The following is a 13,409-nucleotide window of genomic DNA, read 5'->3' as shown; positions in this document are numbered from 1 at the left end:
CTCACGCTAATGGTCGGCCCGCTGGAGGATGCTCTCGCTGATAGCGACGAACCACTTGGCGACGCGCAACGCAAACGTCTGGAAGTCACCCATCGCAATTCACTGCGGTTGCTGAAGCTTGTAAACGCCCTGCTCGACTTCTCGCGTATTGAAGCAGGCCGCGCAAAGGGCAATTTTGCTGCGACCGATTTAGCGCAACTCACTGAAGATTTGAGCGGTGTATTTCGCTCGGCGATAGAAAAAGCCGGGCTGCGTTATGAAGTCACCGTCACCGATCTTGGCGAGGATGTTTATATCGACCGGGATATGTGGGAAAAAATCGTTTTCAACCTGCTCTCCAATGCCTTCAAATTTACCTTTAGCGGTAGCATTGGCGTCACCTTGAAGCGAATCGAAGGCTTTGCTCGACTGGAGATCAGCGATACAGGTTCTGGTATTGCCGAGGAAGAATTACCAAGAGTATTTGAGCGTTTCCATCGTATTGAAAATTCAAAAGGCCGCACCTACGAAGGTACCGGTATCGGCTTGGCGATGATTCAGGAATTGGTCAAGCTGCACAAAGGAAAAATCGGCGTCACCAGTGAGCCCGGCGAAGGGTCAACGTTTTACGTTGAGATTCCATTTGGCACTGCGCATGTTCCGTTAGCCGAACTTGCAGGCGCCAACAATCAAGGTAATGCCGTTTTTACAACGCCAGCAGATACATTGGGCACCTCGTTTATTCAGGAAGCCCTGGGCTGGTTGCCTGAGGAGCAACAAGAAAAAGAGGGGTTGCCGCCACGCCCTACAGTGCAATCAATCATTAATGGTGACGCGACGCCCATTCGCATTTTGCTGGCAGACGACAACAGTGATATGCGTGGTTATCTGAAACGGCTGATGGAAAATTACGCTTCAGTCGAAACCTGCGGTGATGGCGAGGCAGCCTATCAGGCGATCTGTCGTGAGCGACCGGACCTGGTCGTTAGCGATGTGATGATGCCGGTGCTCGACGGTTTCGGCTTGATCGAAAAAGTCAGAAACAACGAAGCCATCAAAGATGTCCCGATCATCCTGCTATCGGCGCGTGCCGGTGAGGAAGCCAAGATCGAAGGTTTGGCTGCCGGTGCTGACGATTATCTGGTTAAGCCGTTTTCTGCAAATGAATTACTGAGTCGTGTCAAATATCAGGTCGATGCAGCTCGCCGCCGCCAAGCAGCGCAGTCCGAGCTTGCATTGAGTGAGAAATACTTTCGCTCCCTTGTTGATGCCTCGACTGCAATTATATGGACCTGTGACGCAACCGGATATTGCACATTTTTGAGTAAGCGTTGGGGCGAAGTGACTGGCCGCGACACCTCATTGGATTTAGGTTTCGGCTGGATCGATAACGTTCACCCGGACGATCAACCGCATACTCGCGATATGTTTTTATCGGCACAACAATCCCTCGTCCCATTTAATATTATTTACCGTCTTCGGCATGCCAACGGCGACTACCGCTGGGCAGTCGACTCAGGCGCACCTTTATTTGAAAACGGTGCCCTCACAGGCTTCGTCGGCACCGTCGTCGATGTGCATGATGAGCGCGTGGCCAAGGATTCAATGGAAGTTCTCGCGAACGATCTGACCGAAATTAATCAGCGCCAGAACGAATTTCTAGTGACGCTGGCGCACGAATTACGTAATCCGTTGGCACCGATCCGCAATGGTCTTGAGATCATGCGCTTGTCGACATCAGCCAATCAACCCGCCAACAACGTTCATCAAATGATGGATCGACAGGTGAAACATCTGACGCACTTGGTCGATGATTTGCTGGATATTGCACGGATTACCAAGGGAAAAATTAACCTGAAAAAAGAGCCTGTCGCGCTTAAAACAATTCTGACTAATGCAGTAGAGATCAGCATGCCACTGATCGAGGCGAGTCACCACGAATTGGTCGTCAACATACGCGAGCAAGATGTGACGATTGATGTAGATCCGCACCGTATCACGCAGGTAATCAGTAACATATTAAACAATGCAGCCAAATACACACCCAATGGTGGCAAGATTGTAGTGTCCACTTTTGCAGAAGAAGATGTTGCGGTCTTAACAGTGGAAGACAACGGCATAGGTTTGTCGCCAGAGGCTGTGTCTACGGTTTTTAATCTATTCTCACAAATTCAAACTGAAGTTGATCGCGCACAAGGCGGCTTGGGGATTGGCTTGCATCTGGTTAAACGGCTGGTAGATTTGCACGATGGCTCCGTTGCAGTTACTAGCCCTGGTAAAGGACAAGGCAGCACCTTCTCGATTCGGTTACCACGTATTGTGACAGAGAAGATCTCGCAAAATGTCGCGACTGATACTCCAACCGAGAACACAACAGCTTTGCATATTCTGATCGTCGACGACAATCGCGACGGCGCCGAAACATTAGCGACGCTGATGCAATATTGCGGTCACACAGCATACACAGCGGGCAACGGAAAAGACGCGCTGGCTCTGGCAGCAGATACATTACCGGACATCGTATTTTTGGATATAGGTTTGCCTGACATGTCGGGATACGAAGTCGCGGTAGAGATGCGAAAAATTGCGAAGCTAAAACACTCTCGTTTTGTTGCACTAACAGGGCGTGGCGCCGAGTCTGATAAAGCACAAGCCATCGCAGTAGGCTTTGATTATCATTTGACGAAGCCAGCGTCGCTAGAAAAACTCAACGAAATTTTGTCGAGTTCACCGCAAAAATAACATAGTTGAACCATTTATGTGGCAGAACGTTATAAACCGAGATAATTGACGTAATGCCACCGCAATTTTTGATGATTGACTACTTACCTCGTGGAATACCGCTTTCGGCCGATACTGTTGAAAAACTCATTTAATTTTTCGAGCCAATTGAGATGTTTTAATCTCAATTGGCCTTATTTCTGTTTGCATCAGATGTGGTTTCCATCTAATGCAGTCTGCAAAGGTTGATATTTAGGTTAATTTTCGCTTTTCTTTTTATTTAAGCACTCGATATTGTTATTTGTGGGTATAAACTTGCCAAGCGCGTCAGCCTCCTCAAATTTTGTGCGGTTGCGAAGATTTATCCCACACTGGAATATGCGGTTCAATACCTTTTTCAGCAACCAGATAATTCAAGGTTTTTGCTGCACCATAAGCGGTATCACCAATGATCTTATCCGGTATGATTCCGTGGTTTTCCTCGATGCGTTCAATCATTATTTCGGTTGTGGCGACCTCAGATGCGCGATTGCTTATGGAGGCTTCTACATCGACGATAATGCCGTGTTCAACATCAATCATGTAATTTGTAGAATAGTAAAACTGAGCAGGCCCCTTAATAGCGGACCATTGGGACATGGGATCGGCTAGTGAGGTATTGCGGTCAGTCTTTGTTAAGGCCGGATCTAAATCTAACGATTCCAAATACTCTTTAACTGCACGGTTTTGCACTTGTTCTGGAGTCCAATCAATCGGAGTGTTTTTATAGTTTTGTCTTGAAGCATCAGCCCTGATAACACTAGCGTCAATCGCAAAGCCTTCGCCTTTAATAAGGCCTTGTTTCATGCAGCGACGAACAACCGTATCAAAAACCATTCTAAAAATATCTGACTCACGAAAACGGCCATGACGATTTTTTGAAAATGTGGAATGATCTGGTAGCCCGGCCTCCAAACCAAGACCGCAAAACCAACGATAGGCTAAATTGAAGTTAATTTCCTCGCACAACCGCCGCTCTGATCGAATTCCGTAACAATATCCAATCAGCAACATACGAATCATGAGTTCCGGATCAATAGATGGCCTGCCGGTATGACTATAAAAAGACTCCAGGTGTTTGCGAATTTCTGAGAAATCGAGAAATGAATTGATATGACGCAATAAGTGATTGTTGGGAATGTGGCGCTCTAAGCAAAAATCGTAAAACAGCGCATTTTGTTGCGGTGATTGCTGTCCCATCATTTGCTTTAGCCCTCAATAGGTTATGAATCTATTGGAGCAAATGACGGAGCAACGGTCAATTTAGTTTTTCAACAGTATCGGCCAATACCAGACATTCATTAATGATCTCGATTGATCCAAAAGGTCGACAATACAATGCATGAAGTTTTGCGCTGCATTCTTCCTGAAATTTTGGTTTTTGTTATGTCATGCGTAGTTTCATATAGCCCTGAGGCCCGAAGTGCAGAATTTTCATGAATAAGCTACTGTAATTGGTGCCACTTAGCACCAATCTAGTCATCACCTAAACGAAAGAACATCAATGGTTTCGACAATAATATCAATGAACCTTTCATGGCCAGGATATCTTCGTTCAAAAAGCTCTACGAATTGCCTTTTCCAGTCATCATTCAAATTAGAGAACTTTTCATTTCCAAATTTGCAATCTCCAGCAAGCATTACCGCAACCACTTCGTAATTTTCTGGGTATTTGTGCTCTTGAGGTAATAATCTTGGCAAATCTGAGACATTTAAGATATTCAAAATCTCATCTGCGTTCGCAGTATTTCGGATGATCTTTTCTGCAATTTTAGGCTCAAAGCAGAATAGATAAATGCCAAAAATGCGGAACAGCTGGAAACCAAATATTACGCTAGGCGCTAATCCGTTTTTGGACGTAAGCGTATGGTAAATCTCAAAATGACGGACAATCGTTTCAATTTCTCTTAGAGATAAGTGGTTAAATCTAATTAAAGCTCTGCAAAAATCTGCAACACCGTTATTTGCCTCTGCTAGCAGGGTATCCTTAAGAATAAGGCTTTGGTTTGCCAGCGAGTCAAAATGCATTGTCGCAGCAAGTGTCCTGTCGTGTCTTCTTTGGGTTAAGGTATTCGGTAATGAAAACCTGAATTTCAAAAATTTATCCAAATAGCGCTGGGAGTCAACTTCACTGCCATATCGATGGTTAATTGCGGCAGTTAATTGCTTTGTGTTGGTTACAAGTACAAACTGAACGCCCTCAACATCAAAGGTATGCTTAATAATCTCAAGCATTTCTACAGAGAAATCGGGACGGCAACGATCTAATTCGTCGATGAACATGACTATTGGCGATTCATCAGCAATTTGAGCCAAGGTTTTTTGGAGTGCAGCTAAGCTTTCTTCAGCTTTTTCATGCTCTTTAAGAAGGGCCTCAACTGAGGCATCAATAACTTTCTCCGTGGTTTCCTCAAGAACGTCTTCCAGCTCATCAGCTATATCGTCTGCATTTTTTCTTAGCACATGGCCTACGCCAACTTTCAACGCCGTCTTTAATCCATAGCGTATAACTGGTAATGCTTTTTGAATAAACCCTTTGCGTTGCTCACCCTCAGGTAAAAGTTTTAGCACCTCGGCCAAGATGGTCATTAAAGGATTATCAGCATGATCAGCCTTGAATGCATCTACATAAACAATGCGATAGCTGTCATGCTCCGCTTTAAATTTATTGATTAATTTATGGCAGAACTCAGTTTTTCCTGTACCCCAATCGCCATCAATAACTATTGGTGACACTTGTGCATCAGAAACAAGTAACGAAATTACCTTGGCTGCAACGGGTTCGCGCTGGAATTCATCCCTTCCTCTTTCACCTTGGAAACAACGTTCAGCAACTATACTAGTCATTAATTAGACTTCCTATATTTAAGCTTTATAGTGTACGAATTTATTAATTATTCCATCTTTCATGAAGTATTTTTTACGCAATCAACCAATAAGATTTTTAAATAACCATTCGGATACTTTTTTCTTAATCCACTGATGCACAGTCACTATACTCCAGCCAAAGAGTGTTCCCATAAAACCAAATATTGCCGTTACGATAAGCGCGATAGCAGCTAAAAAGCTATTTTTGTAATTTTGTATAAATGAATTATTAATGCTTTCAATGGGAAGGCCGGTGTAAGAAGCCCAAAAAACACAACAAAAAATTAGTACACATAGAAACGAAGACACAATTGCCCCGATTATGTTTGAAAATTTTGTGATTTTTTGTTTTGTTGACTCTAATTCATCAGCTCTATTGACGATTTCAGATTGAAGTTGGATTATCTCAGAGTTAGCCTTTTCTTGAAGATCATATATTTCCTTATCTTTTTCTTGAATTTGTTTGTTTTTAACATGTTCAACAATTTCAAAAACATCTTTATCAGTAAATTCCATTCCTCGGTCTACTGACAGCTCATGAACTCTCAACAATAGATCTGCGTCGTATCGTACAAGCACAAAATCTTCTTCTGTTATTGCCTTGCTGCTTTGAAGTGACTCCAGTCTATCTGTGAATTTTTTCCAAAAACCGTTGTCTGCAAACATCGTACCATATGCACTTGTTACTAACATTCTAGTGGGAAGATCCTTAAAAATTTCCGGATGCTTGAACCAAAACATCGTTGTAATCCAGCGATCGGTCACCACATAAGGTATTGATCGATCTAAATCACCAAAAAAATCTTGCCCTATATCTACAAGTGCATTGTTTGGTGTGACAAAAAGACTAAACTCTTGATTTAAGGTTTTAATTCGCTGCCCTTTTCTTGTGTTGAGTATCCGGTTTAACGCGTCAGCATCATGGCGCGGATCAACCCATCTACCCCTAAACTCTTGTTTAATTTTCTCTTCTAAGGCAGCAACGTCACAGTTAAGCTTTTCATTTAACTTAAAGCCGCGCTGAATTTTAATTCCATGATCCTCAATGCGCTTCTCAAGCAGAGTTAGATGCGTCTCCAATGTTGCATAATCAATTTTTCTATGCCTCAAAAGATCAAGGGTTTTGGGGTTGAACCTTTCATAATTTCTTGCCCTTAGATCATTTTTCCAGGCATCGAGTATGCCTTCAAGTTCCCGCAGGGTTATATCAAAAACGATGACATTAATATTGAAACTTCGAAGCAAGTTAAGCATTTCTAAAATAGTTTTAGATTTGTTGTCACCGCTGTAACCCAGCAATCCGATGATTAAAGGTGTATCAAGATAAACAGAAATTTTCGAATAGTCTTTTTTACCAGAAATTTGATTGGCATAGCCTAAATAGCTTGCCAGCATAATTGCTCTGGTCACAACTTCGAAATTTGGCCAAAGCGGGGATTTCGATGAGTGCAAATTGGCAATAAAACTTGCCGTCAGATGCTTTGAGTTTTTAATTGTTTCGGATAACTGAGCACTCTTTTTTATAGATATTAATGCTGAATCGCCAACATTATCCTTTAGAAATTCATAAATTAAATCCGTGGCATCGTCTTCTGTAATTTGCTTTTTATAATGCTCACCTGCATATCTGACAAAAGCTTGCGCTATTAATCCGACCGAATCATCAACCTGCTGAGCTCCTTCGTTGAATTGGTCTTGCCACGGCTGTATGTTGTCAGTAACAGGAAAATAGACATGATTTTCCAATCTAATTAAATTTCTCTTTTTTGCCCTTGCCATCAAAACCTCGACCGCAGCTAAGGGCGCATCAATACCAAAGTCCTTTTTTAGTTGCACTCTAAGATCGTCAGCCGCGAAAGGGATCTCGCGCAGTCTGCTGAGTGATATAGCGATATAAGGAACAAACAGATCAATTTCATCCCTAAAATCACTTGTTTTTAGGGTTTCTAGAATTGCTAAATTAATAAGTGGTTTGGAAAGATTCATTTATGCTCCATTTTTATATTTTTACCCTGTGCCCACCTGTTAACAGCAGCTGAAACAAGGCCTTTTTCTCAACTTCTTTGAAGCAACAAGCTTTTGGGGTAAGACTTTTTTTCACCAATGGAAAGCACAGTTGCAATTTTTTCTGTTCTCTCATTATCTGGATTTGCAACTTCCGCTTTGGGCACAAACACGACTGATACCATGTAGCTATACTGGCGTCAATTACTACACATAACTCTTATGAATTGGATTACGGTTAGTAACAATATTAAGGAAATTCTGCCTATTCGAGGAGTTTTATCCACCTAACAAATTTCATTGCGAGGCCATGTAGGTGATAGTTTTCTTCGGGCAAGCAAATCAAATTGGGAAGTTAATTGCCGACCTGCGGCATACTATTGCCGCTTTTTTGATGGCACCTTAAATATCAAGCCCTATAAATTATTGACTTTACTCATTATTTTTCCGTGGGCATGTCTTCTGCAATATCAATAAAGAGAAACTTAAAGGAGATTCAAAATGTCAGTTACTTCTAGCATTGGCAGCTTGTTAAGCAACCCATTAAATTATCCACTCAAATCCTCAGCAATAAATAATGTCACTTCAATTGCAAAATCGGATATCTCGTCAATTAGTAACGTAACTAACAGTGAAACCACTGGAACTATTGACGGTGTTCAGAAAATTTTTGATCAAGTTGAGAAAGACCCAAAATTCGCTAAAGAGATGGTCGAGATATACACGTTTGTCCCTGACAGAGAGATATATGATGCTAATGATGTGCCGTCGGATATTGAGGCGTGGAAAGCTTTTCAGGATCGAACCAACCAGTTCAGCCAAATAGCAGAGGGAGTAACGGAACAGCGGATCGATATATACAACCAGATGAAATCAGAAAATGCGACTGATGCAGAAATTTTTAAATCATTGATGGAATTTAATAAATCCCTTCCTATGGATTACCAGCTGAAGACCGGATTAAGCAGATACAGTATTTATGTATAGTTCAGTCAAAATGGCCACAACTATTTCAGTTGTGGCCAAAGCATTATTACTAGTTGTAATTAACGATTACTTGATCTGACATTCCATATGCGACAGGGAAAATTGAACCTGACCCAGATGCACGGAACACATAAATAAACTTCTTATTCGCATCTAAACCGTTGAAGTTCGAAACCGAGCCATTTTTAGATGATGTTACATTTACACAAGTCGCGGTGGTATCGTGGCAAAGGCTCACCGTCAATCCAGACGGTAATGTAGACAAGTTCCATGAGTAGTTCACTGAAGTGATTACAGAACCCGCTGGAACTGGACCTAACACTGGAATAGTCAACGCATAGTTAGTGGATCTATTTGTCATCGTTGGCCCCACACCACTGTTAATCCAAGCACCACTAAGAAGTGCGGCAATAGGACTAGCAGCCTCGGCCTGATAAGAATTATCTTCCGGGATAATTGATATTGAAGTTGTCTGAGCAAATGTCGGCTGAATAGCAGATGCCAAGCCTAAGACCAACACTGCTTTAAACAATTTACGTAATTTCATCTTTTTACTCCTGTAAAATATTAAGTTACGCCTAATCCATTTAATCCGAATAGTAGGCAATAGAAGCCTATTACGCACTCAAACCATAAAAATATTACGGGCTATTACAAAGGTTAAAAATAAATCAATTTGTCACTTAAAACATAATTAATAGAATATATTTAATTTTTAATTGGCGTATTTTATTGTTGAAGCTAGCATTGAACCCAGAAAAATATTTTCTAACAACTAATTTAAATGGAAAAATGTATTTTTAATTTTCAGTAAATTTTATTTGTTAGCAGTAAAATAATTTATATTTAATATAGTACAACCAAATTTAACTCACACTTCAAACAAGAAAAATCCAATGAAAATTCAACCTGGCGTAACAAAAAGATCAGTATTGTTGATATGGGGGTTTGCTATCAGTTTTTTTCTCTACTACTTTTCAGTCTCCATGGAGGCTGGGATCAGCCTAATGAACTTTATGAATTTTGCGATTTTAATGTGGGGAGGTGGAGCTGCTTATCACATCACCTGTAGTTTAGTTGCGTGCCCCCAGACTCAACACAATGCAATTCGATGGATGAGCCTTCTAAAGAAGCTTTCCAAGGTTTACATCGGTTATGTAATAGCAGGCATAGCTGTAATAGCTGGCAGAGAATTAAATGGCGAATGGGGATGGATTTTAGCGTTTTTAGGAATAGTTCTAGGATTCATTTTGGCGATGAACTATATCTTGGATCTATCAAAACCCATCAAACTTCTACTTGAGTCGCAAGAAAATGGCCAGACTAGTGCTTGTGTAGAACAACAATAATTATATTTAATATAGTTATGGACATTGCTATTTATCGAATGTGGATTAATTTAACCCCAAAGCACGAGAAAAACATCGAATTCGTTTGGTGTCGAATACCTGATATTGCAAAACGCTTACCAGATTTATTATTTCATCTTCGGTGAAATTTGGCTGGAGTTAAAATATTGGGAGAAAGCGTTAGTTAATAATCGCTAAAAAAATTCAATATTTCTTGGCCCCCTTTACTAGAACCCCTGAAATCAATTCATCTTTTCCAATCAAAACTCTATCTCCGAGAAAGTATTCGGCTGACTTTTCAATAAAGCTCCTTTCAACTAAGTCAGTGTTTTGCAATAGCAGCATCGGCTCTTCTATTGTATTGAAGCTGCCAAGGCTGACACCGGGAGCACGATGTAGCTGAAAAAAATACGTGATAATCCGCCCAGCCGGAGATATAAACTCAAATAGCCTAATTTCGTATTTCCCTTTAGTAAAAACAGTAGTCACTCGCATTTCAAATCCTTTTGTAATTTATCAACAGCAACTTACATGCGCAGGCCAGATATGTATGTAAGCTATGTCGCCATATTTTGTGAGACATTAACTCTAAATCGAAACAGTTAGTACTTTGTCACAACACCAAAGATAGATGGGAGGTTTCCACTCCCCAGCTGAGCCGATAATATTTTTAATGAGCCATGTGCCAATTCTCTAAATGCCAGTTGGATTCAATTGCAAGTTCGTCCGAAAGAGCGCTTAATCTTTTTTCCAAGCCACAGGAAAGAATTTGTCATGAAAACCAACATTGTTTTCAAAAGCTTTGGGTTCGTGCTCGCGTTAACAGCTATGCAGGCTAATGCAGTAATCATCGAGGGACATTTCACCGGGAATATTCGATCATTTGAGAATGGCACTGAAGATGGAACATTCGCTGGGTACTGGGAAAATGTTTCCGTAGGAAGTGTAGTAACGGGATCATTTTGGTATGACACCAGTAAAGCTCCTGCCAATACCTCGCTGAACGACTACTACGCCGAATATCGCAGTTACACTGATGAATGGATGGGCTCAAATTTTTCAGTAGACGGAAAAACGTATTATATTTCAGATCATGTCCCTCTAGACCGCTACGTCATAAAGTCTGAAGGATTAAATTTATTCGATCTCGAAACAACACCTGATTACCCCTATCCTGCAAGAGACATATTTTATCTCTTCGATAACATTAGCAGCGGTGGAAATGGCGGTGGTTACAAAGCAGTTGGATTGATGGTCGAAGTTTCCAATGAAGATAAAACATTATTGGACGGCTTGGGCATTATTCAGGAGTTTGATTGGTATGACATTGGCGATCCCACTTCATATGCACAAGCTTACATCGATATAGGCAGTTCTACATCTGATGAAATGCGAATATCAAACGCATGGGTAGACATTAGCGAGATACATGTACGGATAAAAGATACAACATCTGTTGCAGAACCATCAACCATATATTTATTGATCTTGGCTGGTCTAGCACTAACTGCTCGACGCCGACTAGCCTAATATCCGACCTGTGTACGATATATCTCACAGCAAATATCTTTTTTTAGCGGTTATTAATATTTCCTGCAAGTTAATAGACTGCGGCACTACCATTGCCAAGATCGAGCAACATGTACAAATTTGAAGGAAGGTTCTCTAGGAGAGAGTTATATGGGACTATTAGCACTGACTTTATTTTCTTTGTTTGCAATCTGGTTTCTTTCATCATCAACTTCGGATAAGTAAATAACGCCTGTCATTTTTAAAAACCAAAAAATGCCAGCTGACTATGTACGCAAGGAAACGAAGCGCGCAACGAAACGTTGCCCATTGCCTCCCAGCATCCATATTCGAACCATCCGGAATTTACTGATATTTGCTCATCATATTTAATATGGCCAACCGATATCCTGAGCCCTGAGTCAAGATCCATCATGAAAATAGATGAAGCAACCTTACACAAACTGTCTGACTATCCCGTGTTAAATCAAATAGCATGTGAGAAAACTGCTGCAACTCAGCTCGATTCGCGTGCATGCAGATATCTATACACTAGCAATAACGTCAGCCCACTCACACTTACGGAGTCAGAAAGAAGGTTCTATAACCTCCTATTCGATATCCAGAATTGATCGCGCCAAGCTTTCAAGCATCACTGTTTCAACGTAAATAACGTGCAGTAACACTTTGCAAATAATGACTACGCTTCATTTGTAATTTTAAAGCAGTTCTACTTCGAATATGTAGTCAGATATCAGCCAAAAGCCGACACTAACAAGCCAAAGTCAAATGCAGTGATTCAACTTTGGCTCGCACATGAAAAACTCAGTTAACGAGCAATACCCCCATTAAACGATAACAACTACTTTACCGACCTGTTGATTAGATTCGAGGAATAGAGTCGCTTCCTGAATATTTTCGAGTGGAAAGGTCTTTGCAATAATTGGGTTAAGTTCACCAGAAGCTAAACCAGCACTAATAAAAACTTTTGCTCGCTCCAAGGTAGCATCGTCAGACACAACCTCGTTATACAAATAACCTTTGAGGGTCAAACTTTTTCCTAGCACCGTGAACAATGGGAACGGCGTCGGTTCAGTACTCAGGGCACCATATTCAAACAGAATTCCACCACGAGCCATACTTGCAGTCAGAGGTTCGAATGCTGGTCCGCCAACCGGATCGAAAACAACTCTGGCTCCAACACCTTCAGTTATTTCCATTACGCGCGCAACCAGATCCTCTTCTTCCGTAGCGATGACATGATGAGCACCCGCATCAAGCAAGGCTTGACGTTTTGCAGACGTGCGAGTGGTAGCAATAACGGTTGCACCTACGATACGTGCAATCTGAAATGCAGCAATACCAACACTACTTGAAGCAGCTGTTACGATCACAAAATCATTTTTAGTCAGTTTCGCCTGATCTATCAATGCGCCCCAAGCAGTTACGTACTGCATCCATGATGCAGCCGCAGCCTCAAAAGAGATATTCGCAGGATGCTTTACAAGATTGCGTGCGGGAACATTGGCAATTTCACCATAGGTGCCCCAACGAGCAATGTCACTCGGAGGAATTAAGCTGACCACATCACCTTTCACGAAATCCTTAACTGCTGACCCCACTTCAGCTACAACACCGGCTGCTTCGTAACCCAACCGACTAGGGAATACAGCTTCTTGAAGATATGCATGATTTCGATACATCACTTCAGCACGATTCAAACCGATTGCGCGAACTTCGATTTGCACTTCGTTCTCTGCTGGTGACGGAACATCAACATCTTCCAATTTAAGAACACTTGCATCGCCATATTCATGAATGCGAACAACGCGAGCCATTTAACACCTCTGCTTTTAATGATGCCTAAGAATGAATCTTCCAGCTTTCAACGGCTGATGATTCGATTTGTCGCCGTCAGGATATCCCCGAATTTTATTACTCAGAAGATGGCAT

Annotated in this window: 10 protein-coding genes; 4 read left to right on the top strand and 6 right to left on the bottom strand. The window is 41.6% G+C overall.

The annotated features are described in order from the left end of the window. Positions 1–2,721 (top strand): ATP-binding protein (locus AAGC78_RS06910; protein WP_435783322.1); only part of this gene is annotated, 2,721 nt, incomplete at its 5' end. A gap of 315 nt (positions 2,722–3,036) precedes the next feature. Here the strand turns inward: AAGC78_RS06910 and AAGC78_RS06905 are convergent. The 3 genes from AAGC78_RS06905 to AAGC78_RS06895 form a co-directional block, all read right to left on the bottom strand. Next, complete coding sequence (locus AAGC78_RS06905) at positions 3,037–3,942, bottom strand: transposase (protein ID WP_435783321.1); 906 nt, start codon at positions 3,940–3,942, stop codon at positions 3,037–3,039. 279 nt (positions 3,943–4,221) lie between these two features. Then, positions 4,222–5,586 carry a KAP family P-loop NTPase fold protein gene (locus AAGC78_RS06900; protein WP_435783320.1) on the bottom strand — a complete coding sequence of 455 codons (1,365 nt, stop codon included), beginning with the start codon at positions 5,584–5,586 and terminating at the stop codon, positions 4,222–4,224. An 81-nt stretch (positions 5,587–5,667) separates the two neighbouring features. After that, the gene (locus AAGC78_RS06895) at positions 5,668–7,593 is read right to left on the bottom strand and encodes a hypothetical protein (RefSeq protein WP_435783319.1); all 1,926 of its coding nucleotides are present in this window, start codon (positions 7,591–7,593) and stop codon (positions 5,668–5,670) included. Between the two features lie 519 nt (positions 7,594–8,112). On the opposite strand from AAGC78_RS06895, the gene AAGC78_RS06890 reads away from it, so the two are divergent. Further along, positions 8,113–8,598, top strand: a complete 486-nt coding sequence (locus tag AAGC78_RS06890; protein WP_435783318.1) for a hypothetical protein — start codon at positions 8,113–8,115, stop codon at positions 8,596–8,598. A 49-nt stretch (positions 8,599–8,647) separates the two neighbouring features. Here the strand turns inward: AAGC78_RS06890 and AAGC78_RS06885 are convergent, their stop codons facing one another. After that, positions 8,648–9,145, bottom strand: a complete 498-nt coding sequence (locus AAGC78_RS06885; RefSeq protein ID WP_435783317.1) for a flagellar protein FlhE — start codon at positions 9,143–9,145, stop codon at positions 8,648–8,650. Positions 9,146–9,494: 349 nt separating this feature from the next. On the opposite strand from AAGC78_RS06885, the gene AAGC78_RS06880 reads away from it, so the two are divergent. Further along, on the top strand, positions 9,495–9,947 hold the full coding sequence (locus AAGC78_RS06880) for a hypothetical protein (RefSeq protein WP_435783316.1): 453 nt from the start codon (positions 9,495–9,497) through the stop codon (positions 9,945–9,947). Between the two features lie 204 nt (positions 9,948–10,151). On the opposite strand, the gene AAGC78_RS06875 is transcribed toward AAGC78_RS06880, so the two are convergent. After that, positions 10,152–10,442 (bottom strand): hypothetical protein, encoded by a 291-nt coding sequence (locus AAGC78_RS06875; protein ID WP_435783315.1) that lies wholly within the window; start codon positions 10,440–10,442, stop codon positions 10,152–10,154. Positions 10,443–10,721: 279 nt separating this feature from the next. Between AAGC78_RS06875 and AAGC78_RS06870 the strand changes: the two genes are divergently transcribed. Then, complete coding sequence (locus AAGC78_RS06870) at positions 10,722–11,477, top strand: PEP-CTERM sorting domain-containing protein (RefSeq protein ID WP_435783314.1); 756 nt, start codon at positions 10,722–10,724, stop codon at positions 11,475–11,477. An 827-nt stretch (positions 11,478–12,304) separates the two neighbouring features. Here the strand turns inward: AAGC78_RS06870 and AAGC78_RS06865 are convergent. Beyond that, the gene (locus AAGC78_RS06865) at positions 12,305–13,294 is read right to left on the bottom strand and encodes a zinc-dependent alcohol dehydrogenase family protein (RefSeq protein WP_435783313.1); all 990 of its coding nucleotides are present in this window, start codon (positions 13,292–13,294) and stop codon (positions 12,305–12,307) included. Positions 13,295–13,409: the final 115 nt, after the last annotated feature.

Origin of the sequence: Cellvibrio sp. (assembly GCF_039207905.1) — a bacterium.
Lineage (GTDB): Bacteria > Pseudomonadota > Gammaproteobacteria > Pseudomonadales > Cellvibrionaceae > Cellvibrio.
The sequence above is the reverse complement of the archived record's forward strand: the minus strand, read 5'-3'. Positions and strand labels throughout refer to the sequence as shown.

Excerpts from the sequence above, each read along its gene's own strand:
- AAGC78_RS06885 (WP_435783317.1), bottom strand. The coding sequence starts at position 9,145 with ATGAAATTACGTAAATTGTTTAAAGCAGTGTTGGTCTTAGGCTTGGCA.
- AAGC78_RS06875 (WP_435783315.1), bottom strand. The coding sequence starts at position 10,442 with ATGCGAGTGACTACTGTTTTTACTAAAGGGAAATACGAAATTAGGCTA.
- AAGC78_RS06870 (WP_435783314.1), top strand. The coding sequence starts at position 10,722 with ATGAAAACCAACATTGTTTTCAAAAGCTTTGGGTTCGTGCTCGCGTTA.
- AAGC78_RS06900 (WP_435783320.1), bottom strand. The coding sequence starts at position 5,586 with ATGACTAGTATAGTTGCTGAACGTTGTTTCCAAGGTGAAAGAGGAAGG.
- AAGC78_RS06890 (WP_435783318.1), top strand. The coding sequence starts at position 8,113 with ATGTCAGTTACTTCTAGCATTGGCAGCTTGTTAAGCAACCCATTAAAT.
- AAGC78_RS06895 (WP_435783319.1), bottom strand. The coding sequence starts at position 7,593 with ATGAATCTTTCCAAACCACTTATTAATTTAGCAATTCTAGAAACCCTA.
- AAGC78_RS06865 (WP_435783313.1), bottom strand. The coding sequence starts at position 13,294 with ATGGCTCGCGTTGTTCGCATTCATGAATATGGCGATGCAAGTGTTCTT.
- AAGC78_RS06880 (WP_435783316.1), top strand. The coding sequence starts at position 9,495 with ATGAAAATTCAACCTGGCGTAACAAAAAGATCAGTATTGTTGATATGG.
- AAGC78_RS06905 (WP_435783321.1), bottom strand. The coding sequence starts at position 3,942 with ATGATGGGACAGCAATCACCGCAACAAAATGCGCTGTTTTACGATTTT.